The organism is Burkholderia sp. AU30280, from assembly GCF_020420125.1.
Classification (GTDB): Bacteria; Pseudomonadota; Gammaproteobacteria; order Burkholderiales; family Burkholderiaceae; genus Burkholderia.
This window is the reverse complement of the sequence record NZ_JAIZRY010000004.1, coordinates 63,702-81,992: the sequence shown is the minus strand read 5'-3', so window position 1 is coordinate 81,992 and position 18,291 is coordinate 63,702. Positions and strand designations below refer to the sequence as shown.

The 18,291-nt window shown below is 65.2% G+C and carries 11 protein-coding genes and 1 tRNA gene; 6 read left to right on the top strand and 6 right to left on the bottom strand.

Features of this window, described 5'->3' with window-relative positions; translation table 11 throughout:
• Positions 1 to 6: 6 nt before the first annotated feature.
• The gene (pbpG, locus tag LGN17_RS10580; RefSeq protein WP_226196627.1) at positions 7 to 1,173 is read right to left on the bottom strand and encodes a D-alanyl-D-alanine endopeptidase; all 1,167 of its coding nucleotides are present in this window, start codon (positions 1,171 to 1,173) and stop codon (positions 7 to 9) included.
• A gap of 652 nt (positions 1,174 to 1,825) precedes the next feature.
• Here pbpG and LGN17_RS10575 point away from each other — a divergent pair.
• On the top strand, positions 1,826 to 2,392 hold the full coding sequence (locus tag LGN17_RS10575; RefSeq protein WP_039364780.1) for a phasin family protein: 567 nt from the start codon (positions 1,826 to 1,828) through the stop codon (positions 2,390 to 2,392).
• A 202-nt stretch (positions 2,393 to 2,594) separates the two neighbouring features.
• On the opposite strand, the gene lpdA is transcribed toward LGN17_RS10575, so the two are convergent.
• The 3 genes from lpdA to aceE form a co-directional block, all read right to left on the bottom strand.
• The gene (gene lpdA / locus LGN17_RS10570; protein WP_226196624.1) at positions 2,595 to 4,361 is read right to left on the bottom strand and encodes a dihydrolipoyl dehydrogenase; all 1,767 of its coding nucleotides are present in this window, start codon (positions 4,359 to 4,361) and stop codon (positions 2,595 to 2,597) included.
• Positions 4,362 to 4,636: 275 nt separating this feature from the next.
• On the bottom strand, positions 4,637 to 6,280 hold the full coding sequence (gene aceF, locus LGN17_RS10565; protein WP_226196621.1) for a dihydrolipoyllysine-residue acetyltransferase: 1,644 nt from the start codon (positions 6,278 to 6,280) through the stop codon (positions 4,637 to 4,639).
• A gap of 68 nt (positions 6,281 to 6,348) precedes the next feature.
• Complete coding sequence (gene aceE, locus LGN17_RS10560) at positions 6,349 to 9,045, bottom strand: pyruvate dehydrogenase (acetyl-transferring), homodimeric type (RefSeq protein WP_226196618.1); 2,697 nt, start codon at positions 9,043 to 9,045, stop codon at positions 6,349 to 6,351.
• A gap of 273 nt (positions 9,046 to 9,318) precedes the next feature.
• On the opposite strand from aceE, the gene fixL reads away from it, so the two are divergent.
• The 4 genes from fixL (at position 9,319) to LGN17_RS10540 (ending at position 15,889) form a co-directional block, all read left to right on the top strand.
• Positions 9,319 to 11,835 (top strand): oxygen sensor histidine kinase FixL, encoded by a 2,517-nt coding sequence (gene fixL / locus LGN17_RS10555; protein ID WP_175953542.1) that lies wholly within the window; start codon positions 9,319 to 9,321, stop codon positions 11,833 to 11,835.
• The gene (fixJ, locus tag LGN17_RS10550; protein WP_006493245.1) at positions 11,832 to 12,470 is read left to right on the top strand and encodes an oxygen response regulator transcription factor FixJ; all 639 of its coding nucleotides are present in this window, start codon (positions 11,832 to 11,834) and stop codon (positions 12,468 to 12,470) included. The genes fixL and fixJ overlap by 4 nt, the downstream gene beginning before the upstream one ends.
• 227 nt (positions 12,471 to 12,697) lie before the next feature.
• Entirely contained in the window at positions 12,698 to 13,558 is an 861-nt protein-coding gene (gene folD / locus LGN17_RS10545) for a bifunctional methylenetetrahydrofolate dehydrogenase/methenyltetrahydrofolate cyclohydrolase FolD (RefSeq protein ID WP_226196616.1), read from the top strand.
• A 243-nt stretch (positions 13,559 to 13,801) separates the two neighbouring features.
• Complete coding sequence (locus LGN17_RS10540) at positions 13,802 to 15,889, top strand: M3 family metallopeptidase (protein ID WP_226196613.1); 2,088 nt, start codon at positions 13,802 to 13,804, stop codon at positions 15,887 to 15,889.
• Between the two features lie 60 nt (positions 15,890 to 15,949).
• On the opposite strand, the gene dinB is transcribed toward LGN17_RS10540, so the two are convergent.
• On the bottom strand, positions 15,950 to 17,113 hold the full coding sequence (gene dinB / locus LGN17_RS10535; RefSeq protein ID WP_226196610.1) for a DNA polymerase IV: 1,164 nt from the start codon (positions 17,111 to 17,113) through the stop codon (positions 15,950 to 15,952).
• A 137-nt stretch (positions 17,114 to 17,250) separates the two neighbouring features.
• On the opposite strand from dinB, the gene LGN17_RS10530 reads away from it, so the two are divergent.
• Positions 17,251 to 17,943: an aspartate/glutamate racemase family protein gene (locus LGN17_RS10530; RefSeq protein ID WP_226196604.1), complete on the top strand. Its 693-nt coding sequence runs from the start codon at positions 17,251 to 17,253 to the stop codon at positions 17,941 to 17,943.
• 97 nt (positions 17,944 to 18,040) lie between these two features.
• Here LGN17_RS10530 and LGN17_RS10525 read toward each other — a convergent pair.
• A tRNA-Met gene (locus LGN17_RS10525) sits at positions 18,041 to 18,117 on the bottom strand.
• Positions 18,118 to 18,291: the final 174 nt, after the last annotated feature.

The window sequence follows — 18,291 nt, the reverse complement described above, 5'->3', positions numbered from 1 at the left end:
GTGCGATCAGGTCCCGCCGTTCGGCGTGTTGGCCGCCGTCAGGCGCTCGCCGCCGCCGGCATCGAGCCAGTTGCGCAGGCGCGCCGCATCGGCGAAGCGCGAATACTTGCCGAACGAATCAAGCAGCACCATCACCATCGGCTTGCCGTGAATCGTTGCCTGCATCACGAGACATTCGCCGGCTTCGTTGATGAAGCCCGTCTTCTGCAGACCGATGTCCCACGAGCCGTTGCCGCGGATCAGCGCGTTCGTGCTGTTGTAGACCAGGTTGCGCTTGCCCGTGTACACCTCGTAGGTGCGATCGGTCGAGAACTGGCGGATCATCGGGTACTGGTACGCCGCATTGACCATCTTCACGAGGTCGCGCGCGCTCGACACGTTCGAGCTCGACAGGCCCGTCGAATTCTCGAAGTGCGTATCGGTCATGCCGAGCGACTTCGCCTTCGCGTTCATCGCGGCGATGAACGCCGGACGGCCACCCGGGTAGTAGCGCGACAGCGCAGCGGCCGCACGGTTTTCCGACGCCATCAGCGCGATGTGCAGCATGTCTTCACGCGACAGCACCGAACCGACCGACAGGCGCGAGCCCGTGCCCTTCTCGTAGTCGCGGTCTTCGTCGGTGACTTCGATCTGGTCGGTCATCGGCGACTTCGAGTCGAGCACGACCATCGCCGTCATCAGCTTCGAGATCGACGCGATCGGCACGACGGCGTGCGAATTCTTGTCGAACAGCGGCTCGCCCGAGTTCTGGTCGACGACGTATGCAACGCTCGAACGCAGCGCGAGCGCGTCCGGCGTGTCGTGCAGGCCGAAAGCCTGGCCGACGGTCGGCCGGCGCGGCTGGAACGCGACCTTGCGAACTGCGCCGTGATGGCCGCCGTGCACGTTCGACGCGAGCGTCACGCGCTTGCGCGACGCCTTCGCGCGCGGCGCGTCGGCGGCCGCAACCTTCGCGGATTTGTCGGAGCTGGCCTTGGCCGACTTCTTCTTCGCGGACGAAGCAGGAGCGACAGCCTTTTTCTTGGCAGCTTGCTGGGTTTTCGCAGTGGCGGCAAAGGCGTCAGCAGGCGCGACGGACGCGGTGGTCGCCAGCAAGGCGACTGCGACCGACACAGCCGTGCCGAGCGTCATGCTCTGCAACAATCTGCGCGGTGAAAACGATTCGGCTTTCATTGGGGTCTGGACAAAGCGGGCGGGAGGTTTCCGCAAGTGTAGTTAAAGCTGAAAAAAAGAGCAATATTAGGCACTTACCGATCGTCGTTAAACCGGAATGTAAGGGTCGGCCAACCTCTGACCAATGAACCCTCCCGCTCCCATCGAAAAAATTCATGGGATGCGCTGCCCGACAGTACCCGTCTCCCGATTACACACGGTTAATTGAGATAACGTCACTTCGGAGGCGATTTAAAGCGGGGAAACTACGTATCCGGCGCTCGGGGTGCCAGGGGCGCCGGTCTCGGCCGCGGCGGCGGCATGTCGCCACGGTACGCGCATCGAAACGGCGCGTTTTCGACAGGAACAGAAGGATAACGTTCCACGGGCCTGTCAGGTTTACCTGTGCGTGATCATGGTGCGCCGCGCCTGCCCCGCCGCCGTGCGCACCATCTGGGATCACGCATGAAACCGATTCCGAGCGGGCACGATAACTTGTTGTTTTATCGATAATTTGTCGCGATTGTGCAACGCACAAAAAATACTTGACAATGGTTTTCTCTGCCCTAAAATAAGCCTCATTGCTGCGTTGCACAAAGCACGCGCATCCGAGGTTCCCCAGCGTAGTGCCCTTTATCCTGCGATCGACGCGATCGCTTTTCAGGAGCTTGACATGTCCTTGCTGACCCCCGAGCAAATCGCCGCCGCCCAGAAAGCCAACCTCGAAAGCCTGTTCGGTCTGACGACCAAGGCATTCGAAGGCGTCGAAAAGCTGATCGAACTCAACCTGCAGGTCGTGAAGTCGACGCTGGCCGAAGGCCAGGAAAACGCACAGCGCCTGCTGTCGGTGAAGGACGCACAGGAACTGATCGCGCTGCAAGCCAGCCTGTCGCAGCCGGTCGCGGAAAAAGTGCTGTCGTACGGCCGTCACCTGTATGAAATCGCATCGTCGACGCAAGCCGAGTTCGCGAAGGTTGCCGAAGCGCAATTCGAGGAGCAGAACAAGAAGGTCCAGGCGCTCGTCGACAACGTCGCGAAGAACGCCCCGGCTGGTTCGGAAACGGCTGTCGCTGCACTGAAGTCGGCTCTGAACGCTGCGAACACCACGTACGAAACGGTTCAGAAGGCAACGAAGCAAGCCGTCGAAATCGCTGAAACGAACTTCAACGCTGCTGCTGCCGTCGCAACGAAGGCTGCTACCGCCGCTGCGGCACGTCGTACCAGCAAGCCGGCCGCGTAAGCGCCCCCTGCTCCTGAAAGAGCCGCGCCCAGCGCGGCTTTTTCGTTGGTGATGCCGGAACACGCTGGAACCGGCACGTTGCCGACCGTTCTCGAACGGTCGTTTGAGCCCCAGCCGCATGCAATAGAAAACGCCGCCGCCCGGATTGCCCGGGAGGCGGCGTTTTTTCATGGCCGGCAGATTGCCGGCCGAGCCGGCCGCGTTACTTCTTGCGTTGCGGCGGCAGGTCCGTACAGACGCCTTCGTACAGCTCGGCGGCCATGCCGACCGATTCGCCGAGCGTCGGGTGCGGATGGATCGTCTTGCCGATGTCTTCCGCGTCCGCGCCCATCTCGACGGCGAGGCACACTTCGCTGATCAGGTCGCCCGCGTTCAGGCCGACGATCGCGCCGCCGATCACGCGATGGGTTTCCTCGTCGAAGATCAGCTTCGTGAAGCCTTCGTCACGGCCGTTCGCGATCGCGCGGCCCGATGCGGCCCACGGGAACACGGCCTTGCCATACTTGATGCCTTCGGCCTTGCACTGGTCTTCCGTCTTGCCGGCCCAGGCCACTTCCGGATCGGTGTACGCCACCGACGGGATCTGCAGTGCGTCGAAGTATGCCTTCTCGCCGTGTGCGGCTTCCGCTGCGACGTGGCCTTCATGCACGGCCTTGTGCGCGAGCATCGGCTGGCCGACGATATCGCCGATCGCGAAGATGTGCGGGACGTTCGTGCGCATCTGCTTGTCGACGTCGATGAAGCCTCGATCCGTGACCGCGACGCCGGCCTTGTCGGCGCCGATCTTCTTGCCGTTCGGGCTGCGGCCCACCGCGACGAGCACGAGGTCGTAGCGCTGCGCTTCCGCCGGCGCCTTCTCGCCCTCGAACTTCACGTAGATGCCGTCTTCCTTCGCTTCCGCGCCGACCGTCTTGGTCTTCAGCATCACGTTGCCGAAACGCTTCGCGTTGTACTTTTCCCAGACCTTCACGAGATCACGGTCCGCGCCCATCATCAGGCCGTCCATCATTTCGACGACGTCGATCTCGGCGCCGAGCGTCGAGTACACCGTTGCCATTTCGAGGCCGATGATGCCGCCGCCGATCACGAGCATGCGTTTCGGCAACTGGCGCAGTTCGAGTGCGCCGGTCGAATCGACGACGCGCGGGTCTTCCGGCATGAACGGCAGCTTCACGGCCTGCGAGCCCGCGGCGATGATCGCCTGCTTGAACTTCACGACCTTCTTGCCGTTTTCGCCCTGCACTTCCATGTGATACGGATCGACGAATGCGCCGACGCCCGTGACCACTTCGACCTTGCGTGCCTTCGCCATGCCGGCGAGGCCCGTCGTCAGCTTCTTGACGACGCCGCCCTTGAAGTCCCGCAGCTTGTCGAGATCGACTTCCGGCTTGCCGAACGTGATGCCGTGCGACGCGAGCGCCGCGGCTTCTTCGACGACGAGCGACGTATGCAGCAGCGCTTTCGACGGGATGCAGCCGACGTTCAGGCACACGCCGCCGAGCGTCGAGTAGCGTTCGACGAGCACCGTCTTCATGCCGAGATCGGCTGCGCGGAACGCGGCCGAGTAGCCACCGGGGCCGGCGCCGAGCACGAGCATGTCGCATTCGATGTCGGCGGCACCTGCGTAGCTGCCGGCTTGCGGCGCGGGCGCCGGAGCGGCTGCGGCCGGTGCCGGCGCAGCGGCTGCGGGCTTGGCAGCTTCGGGTGCTTTCGCGGGCGCGGCGGCGCCGGCCGTTGCTTCGACGATGGCGATGACGGTGCCTTGCGAGACTTTCTCGCCGGCTTTGACCTTGACTTCCTTGACGGTGCCGGCGACGTCGCTGGGCACTTCCATGGAGGCTTTGTCCGATTCGAGCGTGATGAGCGTCTGCTCTTTTTCGATCACGTCGCCCGGCTTCACATTGACTTCGATGACATCGACGCCGCTGAAATCGCCGATATCCGGAACCTTGACTTCGATGAGACTCATTACTGTCCCCTTCTTGATTAGCTGCAGACAGAGGGGGAGAAACCCGCGATGACCCTGTTACGGCCTGACAAAAGAACGCGAACCGGAGCAGAACCACCTTTGCTGTCCGCTCAAGGACTCGCCTTTCTTTTGGTTACTTTTCTTTGGAAGACAAAGAAAAGTGACCGCCGCCCCGCGCAGGGGCGACACTAGCAGACCGTCAAGAAAGCCAGTTCAACGACGAAGCGTGGATAACAGACAACATACCCACGCCCCCGCGAGCCACTCCCCGCTCATCAAAGAATGATGCGACGGAAATCCGCGAGCAACGCGCCGAGATACGCATTGAACCGCGCGGCTTCCGCGCCATCGATCACGCGATGGTCATACGACAGCGACAGCGGCAGCGTCAGACGCGGCACGAACTGCTTGCCGTCCCACACCGGCTTCATCTGGCCGCGCGACAACCCGAGAATCGCCACTTCCGGCGCGTTGATGATCGGCGTGAAGTTCGTGCCGCCGATCCCGCCGAGCGACGAGATCGAGAAGCAGCCGCCCTGCATCTGGTCCGGCTTCAGCTTGCCGTCGCGTGCGGCCTTCGACAGCTCGGCCATTTCCTTCGCGATATCGACGAGACCCTTCTTGTCCGCATCGCGGATCACCGGCACGACGAGACCGTTCGGCGTGTCCGCGGCAAAACCGATGTGGTAGTACTGCTTGAACACCAGGTTGTCGCCGTCGAGGCTCGCGTTGAAGGTCGGGAATTTCTTCAGCGCGGCGACCACCGCCTTGATCACGAACGCGAGCATCGTGAACTTCACGCCCGCCTTCTCGTGCTCCTTGTTCAGCTGCACGCGCAGTGCTTCGAGTTCGGTGATGTCCGCTTCGTCGTTGTTCGTGACGTGCGGGATCATTACCCAGTTGCGATGCAGGTTCGCGCCCGAGATCTTCTTGATGCGCGACAGCGGCTTCGCCTCGAACGGGCCGAACTTCGAGAAGTCGACCTTCGGCCACGGCAGCAGGTTCAGCTCGCCGCCGCCTGCCGGCGCGGCTGCCGCGGCCGGCGTTGCGCGCTGGCCCGTCATCACGCCCTTCACGAAGCCCGTGACGTCTTCCTTCGTAATGCGGCCCTTCGGGCCCGAACCCTGCACGCGTGCAACCTCGACGCCGAGTTCGCGCGCGAATTTGCGCACCGACGGCGATGCGTGGCTGGCGCGGTATTCGCCCGACGCGGCGGCCGGGGCCGGCGCAGCAGCAGCCGGTGCCGGCGCGGCCTTCGCGGGAGCAGCGGCGGGTGCCGGCGCCGGCGCGGCAGCGGCCGGAGCCGGTGCGCTCGCCTGCGGCGCGGCAGCCGCGCCTGCGGCTTCGAGCAGCACGATCAATGTGCCTTCCGACACCGAATCGCCCACCTTGACCTTGATGTCCTTCACGACGCCCGCGGCCGGGCTCGGCACGTCCATCGTCGCCTTGTCCGACTCGAGCGTGACGAGCGACTGCTCCTTCTCGACCGTGTCGCCGACCTTCACGCCGATCTCGATCACCGGCACATCCTTGTAGTCGCCGATGTCAGGGACCTTCACTTCGAGCGTGCCGCCGGCTGCAGCCGGTGCGGCCGCCGGTGCAGCAGCAGCGGCCGCCGGTGCCGGCGCTGCCGCCGGAGCCGGTGCGGGCGCGGCCGCGCCGTTCGCCTGCGCCGCTGCGGCGCCTTCGAGCAGGATGATCAGCGAGCCTTCCGACACGGAATCGCCCACCTTGACCTTGATTTCCTTCACGACGCCGCCCACCGGGCTCGGCACGTCCATCGTCGCCTTGTCCGATTCGAGCGTGACGAGCGACTGCTCCGGCTCGACGGTATCGCCGACCTTCACGCCGATCTCGATCACCGGCACATCCTTGTAATCGCCGATATCCGGCACCTTCACTTCGATCGCTTGACTCATCTGTTTCTGTCTCCATGGCCGCGCGCGCCCCTCGCTAAGGCGGCGCACGGCATCACACGGCGTGTGCGTTAAACGGTCATCGGGTTGGGCTTCGACGGATCGAGGTTGTACTTGGCGATCGCTTCCGCGACCACCTTGCGCTCGATCGTGCCCTCGTCGGCCAGCGCGTTGAGCGCGGCGACGGTGACCCAGTGACGGTCGACTTCGAAGAAGTGACGCAGCTTCTCGCGGGTATCCGAGCGGCCGAAGCCGTCCGTGCCCAGCACGACGAAGCGGCGATCGATCTGGCCGCGGATCTGGTCGACCAGCGCGCGGACGTAGTCGGTCGATGCGATGACCGGGCCCTGCGTGTCCTTCAGGCACTTCTGCACGTGCGACAGACGACGCTCTTCGGTCGGATGGAGCAGGTTCCAGCGTTCGACCTGGTGGCCTTCACGCGCCAGCTCGGTGAAGCTCGGCACGCTCCACAGGTCGGCGGCGACGCCCCAATCGTTCTTGAGCAGATCGGCGGCGGCAATCACTTCGTTGAAGATCGTGCCCGCGCCGAGCAGCTGGACGCGCGGCGCCTTCTTGTCGGCGTCGGCCTTCTTGAACGCGTACATGCCCTTGATGATGTCGGCCGCCACGTGCTCGCCCTGCGGAATCGCCGGGTGCTCGTAGTTCTCGTTCATCACCGTGATGTAGTAGTACACGTCTTCCTGGTCCTGCACCATGCGGCGCAGGCCGTCCTGGACGATCACCGCGAGTTCGTAGCCGAACGTCGGGTCGTAGCTCACGCAGTTCGGCACCGATGCCGCCCACAGGAGCGAGTGGCCGTCTTCGTGCTGCAGGCCTTCGCCGTTCAGCGTCGTGCGGCCCGCGGTACCGCCGAGCAGGAAGCCGCGCGAACGCATGTCGCCCGCGGCCCATGCCAGGTCGCCGATCCGCTGGAAGCCGAACATCGAATAGAAGATGTAGAACGGCACCATGATCTCGCCGTGCGTCGAGTACGACGTCGCCGCAGCGATCCAGTCGCACATGCCGCCCGCTTCGTTGATGCCTTCCTGCAGGATCTGGCCGGTTTCCGATTCCTTGTAGAACATCAGCTGGTCGGAATCTTCCGGCACGTACTTCTGGCCTTCCTGGTTCCAGATACCGATCTGGCGGAACAGGCCTTCCATGCCGAACGTACGCGATTCGTCCGGGACGATCGGCACGACGCGCTTGCCCAGCGCCTTGTCCTTCAGCAGGATGTTCAGGATCCGCACGAACGCCATCGTCGTCGAGATCTCGCGGCCTTCGCCCGTGCCCTTCAGCAGCGGCTCGAATGCATCGAGTGCCGGCACCGGCAGCGACGTCGCCTTCTCGCGGCGATGCGGCAGGTAGCCGCCGAGGTCCATGCGCTTCTGGCGCATGTATTCGAGCTCCTTCGAGCCTTCCTCGAACTTCAGGTACGGCACGTCGGCGATCTGCTCGTCGGTGATCGGCAGGCGGAACTGGTCACGGAACTTCTTCAGTTGCTCGACCGGCAGCTTCTTCTGCTGGTGCGTGATGTTCATCGCCTGGCCCGACTCGCCCATCCCGTAGCCCTTGATGGTCTTCGCGAGGATGACGGTCGGCGCGCCCTTCGTGTTCGTGGCTTCGTGGAAAGCCGCGTAGATCTTGTGCGGATCGTGGCCGCCGCGGTTCAGCGCCCAGATGTCGTCGTCCGACCAGTCGGCGACGAGTGCCTTCAGTTCAGGCGTGTTGAAGAAGTGCTCCCGCACGAACGCACCCGATTCCGACTTGTACGTCTGGTATTCGCCGTCGACCACTTCCATCATGCGGCGCATCAGCGCGCCCGTCTTGTCGCGCGCGAACAGCGCATCCCAGCGGCTGCCCCAGATGACCTTGATCACGTTCCAGCCGGCGCCGCGGAATTCCGATTCGAGTTCCTGGATGATCTTGCCGTTGCCGCGCACCGGGCCGTCGAGACGCTGCAGGTTGCAGTTGATCACGAACACGAGGTTGTCGAGCTTCTCGCGGCTCGCCATCCCGATCGCGCCGAGCGATTCCGGTTCGTCCGTCTCGCCGTCGCCGAGGAACGCCCACACCTTGCGGCCTTCCGTCTTCGCGATGCCGCGCGCCTGCAGGTACTTCATGAAGCGCGCCTGGTAGATCGCCATGATCGGGCCGAGGCCCATCGACACGGTCGGGAACTGCCAGAAGTCCGGCATCAGCCACGGGTGCGGGTACGACGAAATGCCGTTGCCGTCGACTTCCTGGCGGAAGTTGTCGAGCTGCTCTTCCTTCAGGCGGCCGAGCAGGAACGCGCGCGAGTACACGCCCGGCGACGAGTGGCCCTGCACGAACACGAGGTCGCCGCCGTGCTGGTCGGACGCCGCGTGCCAGAAGTGGTTGTAGCCGACGTCATAAAGCGTCGCGGCCGACGCGAACGATGCGATGTGGCCGCCGACGTTCGTATCCTTGCCTGCGCGCAGCACCATCGCCAGCGCATTCCAGCGCGTGTACGAACGGATGCGGTGCTCGATATCCTGATCGCCCGGAATCTTCGCCTGGGCTTCGACCGGAATCGTGTTGATGTACGGGGTATTCGCGGAAAACGGCAGGTGCTCGCCATGCATGCGTGCGAACTCGATCTGCTTTTCGATCAGGTAATGCGCGCGGCCGGTGCCCACGGAGGAGATCACGCCATCGAGCGACTCCAGCCACTCGACGGTTTCTTGCGGGTCGTCGTCACGTTCGGCGGCGACATATTTCATCACTTCGTTCGGTACAGCGGACATTCTCGTCTCCTGGGTCCTGGAATGTGAGGATCGCTCTCGTGCAGACGACGCGACGCGACCGGCTGCGGGCAAGCTCCGACGGATTGTAATGAGCGTGCGCGGGCGTGCGCAACAAAATTTTCGAATTGTGAGATCTTTTCTCGCAATGCGGAATATTGCTGCGCTGCACCCATATTCCGGGGCTCTCCGGCGCGTCTCCGCTGAACAAATCCGTTTCCGTTCAACATATCCGGTACAGGTTTTCCATGTATTGCGCTGCGCTACAATCCTGCCATGTTGACCGATCGGCTTTTCGCACGCTCGGCGCGACCGTCGGGCCCGCCGGCGGAGTCGCAGCCGTCCCGTTGGCACCACGGACCGTGGTGGTCCAATTCCTATTTGCTGACGCCACTGCTGTCGATCCTCGTGTTCCTGGTGGTGATGAGCCTCATCCTGTGGAGCCTCAATCGTCGCGAGCAGCAACAGCAGGAAGACACCCTCTTCCGTAACGTCGCGTGGGCGCAGCAGCAGATTCGCCTGTCGATGACGGGTGCGCAGGAACAGCTCCAGGCGCTGTCGCGCGATCTCGCAGCCGGCCGCCTCGATCAGAACGCGTTCCAGATGGCCGTCGCGGACGTGATGCAAACGCATCCGGAAATCCTCTACCTGAACTGGTACACGACGCCCGGCGTGCAGCGCTGGCCGACCGTGCATCCGCCGCTGCTCGGCCAGCGGCTCGCGAAGCCCGGCGATGCGCAGATGCAGGACGCCGTGCGCGGCGCCTACGACGAGGCGCGCAGCACGCGCCGCCAGGCCTATTCGCCGCTGCTCTACGACGACTTCGGCAACGGCTTCATCACGCTGCAGACACCCGTGATGCGCGGCGATCGCGAGTACCTCGGCTCGATCGCCGCGGTGTTCTCGGTCGAAGGCATCCTGAAGCACGATATCCCGCAGGAGCTGTCGTCGAAGTACAAGATCTCGATCACCGACGCGAACAACCGCGAACTGTCGTCCACGTCGACGCGCCCGCGCCTGCCGCGCGACTCGCACTACGACCTGCCGCTCGATCCGCCCGGCCAGGGGCTGACCGTGCGCGTGTACGCATTCCCGCAGCTCACGAACCTGACCAACAACACGCTCGTGTGGCTCGTCGCAGGCCTGTCGTGCTTCGTACTGTGGAGCCTCTGGAGCCTGTGGAAGCACACGCGCCAGCGCTTCGAGGCGCAGCAGGCGCTGTACGCGGAAGCGTTCTTCCGCCGCGCGATGGAAAATTCGGTGCTGATCGGCATGCGCGTGCTCGACATGCACGGCCGCATCACGCACGTGAACCCCGCGTTCTGCCGGATGACGGGCTGGGACGAAACGGACCTCGTCGGCAAGGTCGCGCCGTTCCCGTACTGGCCGCGCGACGCGTACCCGGAAATGCAGCGCCAGCTCGACATGACGCTGCGCGGCAAGGCGCCGAGCTCGGGCTTCGAGCTGCGCGTGCGGCGCAAGAACGGCACGCTGTTCCATGCGCGCCTGTACGTGTCGCCGCTGATCGACAGCTCGGGCCGCCAGACCGGCTGGATGTCGTCGATGACCGACATCACCGAGCCGAAGCGAGCGCGCGAGGAACTCGCGGCCGCGCACGAGCGCTTCACGACGGTGCTCGAAAGCCTCGACGCCGCGGTGTCGGTGCTGGCTGCCGACGAGGCCGAGCTGCTGTTCGCGAACCGCTACTACCGCCACCTGTTCGGGATTCGCCCGGACGGCCATCTCGAGCTGTCGGGCGGCGGCTTCGACCGTGCGCAGGCATCGTCCGACTCGATCGACATGGTCGACGCGTTCGCGGGCCTGCCGGCCGCCGCGCTGACGAGCAGCACCGCCGATGCGCAGGAGGTGTACGTCGAGAGCATCCAGAAGTGGTTCGAGGTGCGCCGCCAGTACATCCAGTGGGTGGACGGCCACCTCGCGCAGATGCAGATCGCGACCGACATCACGACCCGCAAGAAGGCGCAGGAACTCGCGCACCAGCAGGAAGAGAAGCTGCAGTTCACGAGCCGATTGATGACGATGGGTGAAATGGCGTCGTCGATTGCTCACGAATTGAACCAGCCGCTCGCCGCGATCAACAACTACTGCTCGGGCACGCTCGCACTCGTGAAGAGCGGCCGCGGCACGCCGGAGACGCTCCAGCCCGCGCTGGAAAAGACCGCGCAGCAAGCGTTGCGCGCGGGGATGATCGTCAAGCGGATCCGCGAATTCGTGAAACGCAGCGAGCCGAAGCGCCAGCCGGCGCGGGTCGCCGACATCGTCGCCGACGCGGTGGGGCTCGCCGAAATCGAGGCGAGGAAGCGCAGGATCCGGATCGTCACGGAAATCCTCGCAAGAATGCCTATTATTTATGTCGACCCCGTGCTGATCGAGCAGGTGCTCGTGAACCTGATGAAGAACGCGGCCGAAGCAATGGCCGACGTGAAGCCGGCGTCGGCGGACGGCGTGATCCGCGTCGTCGCCGACATCGAGGCGGGCTTCGTCGACATCCGCGTGATCGACCAGGGCCCGGGCGTCGACGAAGCGACCGCCGAGCGCCTGTTTGAACCGTTTTACAGCACCAAGTCCGATGGCATGGGCATGGGGCTGAATATCTGCCGTTCGATCATCGAATCGCATCGGGGGCGTCTGTGGGTGGTCAACAACGTCGAGCCGGATGGCCGCATATCCGGCGCAACGTTCCACTGCAGCTTGCCCATTGGGGAACCCGCTGATCTCGGCCAAGGGGGGCGCGAGGCATCGGCATCACATACCGTTACGGGAGAACTATGAATAGCCCTGTCACCACCACTCAGGAAACCGTCTTTGTCGTTGACGACGACGAGGCCGTACGGGACTCGCTGCGCTGGCTGCTGGAGGCGAACGGCTATCGCGTTCAATGCTTCTCGAGCGCCGAGCAATTCCTCGATGCCTACCAGCCAGCCCAGCAGGCCGGCCAGATCGCGTGCCTGATCCTCGACGTACGGATGTCGGGCATGAGCGGCCTCGAACTGCAGGAACGCCTGATCGCCGACAATGCCGCGCTGCCGATCATCTTCGTCACGGGTCACGGCGACGTACCGATGGCCGTCTCGACGATGAAAAAGGGTGCGATGGACTTTATCGAGAAACCGTTCGACGAAGCCGAGCTGCGCAAGCTCGTCGAGCGGATGCTCGACAAGGCCCGAAGCGAAAGCAAGAGCGTCCAGGAACAGCGTGCCGCGAGCGAACGCCTGTCGAAGCTGACCGCGCGCGAGCAGCAGGTGCTCGAACGGATCATCGCGGGCCGCCTGAACAAGCAGATCGCCGACGATCTCGGCATCAGCATCAAGACGGTCGAAGCGCACCGCGCGAACATCATGGAAAAGCTCAACGTCAACACGGTGGCCGACCTGCTGCGCCTCGCGCTGTCGAAGAAACAAGCCTGAGCGTTCGCGGGCCGCGGCGGCACTGCCCGCCCGGCCTGGCCGCCCCGCGCGATGCGGCCCACTCGCGCGGCGGCGGCCGTTCCTCCCGGCGCGCGAGCGCCGCGGTCATGACGCTTCCTGTTGATTTGCTGTCGGACGGCAGCAGGCGAACGGTATAATCGCGTGCTTTGCTGCGACGCTTCGGGCGCCGCACGATCGCATTCCAACTTCCCGGCAGGACCACCACCATGACAGCCCTCCTCATCGACGGCAACGCCCTTTCGAAGACCCTGCGCGCACAGGCCGCCGAACGCGCCGCCGCCCTGACCGCACGCGGCCACCAGCCCGGTCTCGCGGTGATCCTCGTCGGCGCCAACCCGGCAAGCGAAGTCTACGTGCGCAACAAGATCAAGGCGTGCGAGGACAACGGCTTCTTCTCGCTGAAGGATGCGTACCCGGACACGCTGTCGGAGGCGGACCTGCTCGCGCGCATCGACGAGTTGAACCGCGATCCGAAGATCCACGGCATCCTCGTCCAGCTGCCGCTGCCCAAGCACATCGACAGCCACAAGGTGCTCGAGGCGATCGCGCCGGAGAAGGACGTCGACGGCTTCCACGTCGCGAACGCCGGCGCGCTGATGACCGGCAAGCCGCTGTTCCGCCCGTGCACGCCGTACGGCGTGATGAAGATGTTCGAGGCACACGACATTGCGCTGCAGGGCGCGAACGCCGTCGTGATCGGCCGCTCGAACATCGTCGGCAAGCCGATGGCGATGATGCTGCTCGACGCCGGCGCGACCGTGACGATCTGCCACAGCAAGACGCGCGACCTCGCCGCGCACACGCGGCAGGCCGACGTCGTGGTCGCCGCCGTCGGCAAGCGCAACATCCTGACCGCCGACATGGTAAAGCCCGGCGCGACGGTGATCGACGTCGGCATGAACCGCGACGACGCCGGCAAGCTGTGCGGCGACGTCGATTTCGCGGGCGTGAAGGAAGTGGCCGGTCACATCACGCCGGTGCCGGGCGGTGTCGGCCCGATGACCATCACGATGCTGCTGATCAACACGATCGAAGCCGCCGAGCGCGCCGCCGACGCGGCCGCCTGAGCGCCTGCCCGTTCAGCCGGCGCGCGATTCCGCGCGCCGGTGCCTCGCCGGCCGCACCGCGCCGCGTCGGCCGCGCCGTCAGACGCCTCCGCCCCGCATTCGACCCCGCGTCAATCGCATCGTTAGAAACTAACGATTGGAAAGCGCGCGATGCGCCCCAATAATGTCGATATCGGGCGCCGCGTTGCCTTGCGCGCCTTACCCTTTTCACTCCGGTTCATCCGGCAACAGACAGGGAGTCTTATGTCCGCCAGCGCCAACACCAACCCGCTTCTCGATTTCTCGGGGCTGCCCCGCTTCGGCGAGATCCGCCCGGAACACGTGACGCCCGCGCTCGACACGCTGCTCGATGCCGCCAACCGCGCGGTCGAGACGGCAAGCGCGGCCGCGACGCCGGCAACCTGGGCGGAAGTCGTCGAGACGGTCGAGCGCGCAACGGAGCCGCTCGGTCGCGCGTGGGGCATCGTCGGCCACCTGAACGCGGTTGCCGATACCCCCGAACTGCGGGCCGCCTACGGCGAGAACCTGCCGCGCGTGACCGAATTCTGGTCGAGCGTCGGCCAGAACCTCGCGCTGTACGAGAAATACAAGGCGATCGCCGCGAGCGCCGAATACGCGACGCTGTCCACCGAACGCAAGAAGATCCTCGACAACGCGCTGCGCGATTTCCGCCTGTCGGGCGCCGAGCTGCCCGAGGACCAGAAACCGCGCTTCGCCGAACTGCAGGAACAGCAGGCCGCACTGTCGAAGGCATTCTCCGATCACGTGCTCGACGCAACCAACGCGTACGCGTATTTCGTGCAGGACGAGGCCGACCTGGCCGGCCTGCCCGGCGACGCGATCGAGGCCGCCCGCGAAGCCGCGCAAAAGGATGCCAAGGAAGGCTGGAAATTCACGCTGCACTTCCCGTCGTACTTCCCGGTGCTGCAATACGCCGACAACCGCGCACTGCGCGAGACGCTCTACCGCGCCTATGCGACGCGCGCGTCGGAACTCGGGCCGCAGTACGGCGACGGCAAGGCCGAATGGGACAACACGGCGATCGTCGCCGACGCGCTGAAGCTGCGCCGCGAAGAGGCGCTGATGCTCGGCTACCGCAACTTCGCCGAAGTGTCGCTCGCGCCGAAGATGGCCGAATCGCCGCAGCAGGTGATCGCGTTCCTCGAGGATCTCGCGACGCGCGCGCGCCCGCACGCGGACAAGGACTGGGACGAGCTGCGCACGTTCGCCGCGAAGGAACTCGGCCTCGCCGAACTCGCGCCGTGGGACGTCGCATTTGCGGCCGAGAAGCTGCGCCAGCAGCGCTACGCGTTCTCGGAAAACGAGGTCAAGCAGTACTTCCCCGAGCCGGCCGCGCTGAAGGGCCTGTTCACCGTCACCGAGACGCTGTTCGGCGTGCAGATCAAGCCGGACGACGCGCCGGTGTGGCACAAGGACGTGCGTTTCTTCCGCGTCGAGAACCGCGACGGCTCGCTCGTCGCGCAGTTCTATCTCGACCTGTACGCGCGCGAAGGCAAGCGCGGCGGCGCATGGATGGACGACGCGCGTTCGCGCGCGAAGCGCGGCGGCAGCGTGCAGACGCCGGTCGCCTATCTCACCTGCAACTTCTCGGCGCCGGTCGGCGGCAAGCCCGCCTGCTTCTCGCACGACGAAGTCATCACGCTGTTCCATGAATTCGGCCACGGGCTGCACCACATGCTCACGCGTGTCGACGAACTCGGCGTGTCGGGCATCAACGGTGTCGAATGGGATGCCGTCGAGCTGCCGTCGCAGTTCATGGAAAACTTCTGCTGGGAATGGGACGTGCTGTCGTCGATGTCGTCGCACGTCGACACGGGCGCCGCGTTGCCGCGCGAGCTGTTCGACAAGATGATCGCGGCAAAGAACTTCCAGAGCGGGCTCGGCACGCTGCGCCAGATCGTATTCTCGATGTTCGACATGCTGCTGCACGTCGACTTCGACCCGGCGGGCGCCACCGACGTGACCGCATTCGCGCGCGAGATCAACGAACGCTATCACGTGATCCCGCAAGCTCCGTTCTCGCGCTGGCCGAACACGTTCAGCCACATCTTCGCGGGCGGCTACGCGGCCGGCTACTACAGCTACAAGTGGGCCGAGGTGCTGTCGGCCGATGCGTACGCAGCGTTCGAGGAAGCGGCCGCCGCGAGCGGCAGCGTGCTCGACGCGGCGACCGGCACGCGCTATCGCCGCGAAATCCTCGAGGTCGGCGGCAGCCGCCCGGCGATGGATTCGTTCAAGGCATTCCGCGGCCGCGAGCCGCAGATCGATGCGCTGCTGCGCCACAACGGGATGGCTGCGCCCGCGCGCTGAGCGCCGCCCGGCCTTTTCGGCTGCATGCAAGCAAAGGCACCGCTTCGGCGGTGCCTTTTTTCATGGCGCGGGCGATTCGTCGTCGAACAGCGAGAACTGCCCGTGGCGCTCGGCCGTATCCTCGTCGATGCGTACGCCGACGCCGAGCAAGCGCACCGCCTGCGCACGCCGTTGCAGCCCCTTCGCGAGCAGCGTGACGGCCGTGTCCGCGTTCGTCGCATCGGCCACGCACTCGACCGTCGTGCGCTGGAAATCGGCGAAGCGGATCTTCACGTACAGCTTGCGGATCGACCGCGCGGCGCCCGCCCGTTCGATCCGCGCGTCGAGTTGCACGACGAGGCGGCGGATTTCCGCCGCGCACTGCTCAAGCGTCGTCAGGTCGGTCACGTAGGTCGTCTCGACGCTGACCGACTTGCGCTCCTGGTCGGCCTGCACTCGCCGCTCGTCGATCCCGCGCGACAGTTCGTACAACCGCCGCCCAAACGCGCCGAATTCGCGGTGCAGGTCGATCAGCGGCCAGTCGCGCAACTGCGCGCAGGTCTGGATGCCGAGCCGGTCGAGCCGCGTGGCCGTCACCTTGCCGACGCCGTGCAGCTTGCGCACCGGCAGCGCCGCGACGAACGCGTCGATCTCGTGCGGCCGCACGACGAACAACCCGTCGGGCTTGTTCCAGTCGGACGCGATCTTCGCGATGAACTTGTTCGGCGCGACCCCGGCCGACACGGTCACGCCGACCGTGTCGAACACGCGCTGGCGGATCTCCCGTGCAATCAGCGTCGCGCTACCCTGGCACCGCTCCGACCCGCTGACGTCGAGATACGCCTCGTCGAGCGACAGCGGCTCGACCTCGGGCGTGTAGTCGCGATAGATCGCCATGATCTGCCGCGACGCCGCGCGATACTTGTCCATCGCGGACGGCAGGATCAGCAGGTCCGGGCACTTGCGCATCGCCAGCGCCGACGACATCGCCGAATGCACGCCGTAGCGCCGCGCCTCGTAGTTGCAGGTCGCGATCACGCCACGCTGGTCGGGCCGGCCGCCGACCGCGAGCGGCCGGTTGCGCAGCGACGGGTCGTCGCGCATCTCGACCGACGCGTAGAAGCAGTCGCAGTCGCAGTGAATGATCTTGCGCATGCGCGGCAGCGCGTCGCCCGGCGGCGGCACGTGCGGATCGGCAGGCGGAATGATGGTCGGGTTCACGGTGCCGATACTGTACAAAAACACAGTGCCGGTTTCAACTGTCTCGTGCGGCCTCGCCAGGCGGCGCCGTACTGGCCCGCTTTGCGCGGATCGTACCGGCCGGGCGCGGACAGCGACGCCTATACTCGTCTGCCGCAATACATGAAACGCAAAGGTTACGGATGAAGACGATCGGACTGATCGGCGGGATGAGCTGGGAATCGTCGGCCGAATACTACCGGATGATCAATCGGCATTCGAAGGCGCTGCACGGCGGGCACCACAACGCGAAGAGCGTGCTGGTCACGGTCGATTTCGCCGAGATCGAAGCGCTGCAGCGCACGCACGACTGGGCCGCGCTCGGCGAGCGGATGGCCGGCGCCGCGCGGCAGCTCGAAGCGGCCGGCGCCGATCTCGTCGTGCTGACCACCAATACGATGCATCGCGTCTGCGATGCGATCGAAGCCGCGGTGACGCTGCCGTTCCTGCATATCGCCGATCCGACCGGCGACGCGCTGCGCGATGCCGGCGTCGAGCGCGTCGCGCTGCTGGGCACGCGCTACACGATGGAATTGCCGTTCTACGCTGAACGGCTGCGCGGCAAATTTGGGCTGGACGTGCTCGTGCCGGACGAACGCGGGCGCGACGACGTGCACCGGATCATCTACGACGAGCTGTGCCACGGCATCATCTCGCCGGAATCGCGCGCGACGTACGTGACGATCATCGAGGAACTGGCCCGGCGCGGCGCGCAGGCCGTGATCCTCGGCTGCACGGAAATCACGCTGCTGATCGGCGCGAACGACTCGCCGCTGCCCGTGTTCGATACGACCGCGCTGCACGCGAAGGCGGCGGTCGAGTGGGCGGCGCGCTGATCACAGCCGCGCGGAAAACAAAAAACCCGGCACGAGGCCGGGTTCTTGTCGACGAAGCGCGCATCGGTCATATGCGCTGCACATCGTCTGGTGTGCTTGGTTGCGGGGGTAGGATTTGAACCTACGACCTTCGGGTTATGAGCCCGACGAGCTGCCAGACTGCTCCACCCCGCGTCAGAGAAATAAATTATAGGGTGAGGGAGTACTCACGTCAATACTTTTGTCACAATTTCTTCTCGGCCCATCGAAACCGCCGCGCGCGGCGGCGCCCCGCACGATGCGCGCGTTCGCGCCGCGTGCTCGCGGTAAGATGGCGGCCTTCGCATTTACCCCGCACGCACACTCCCG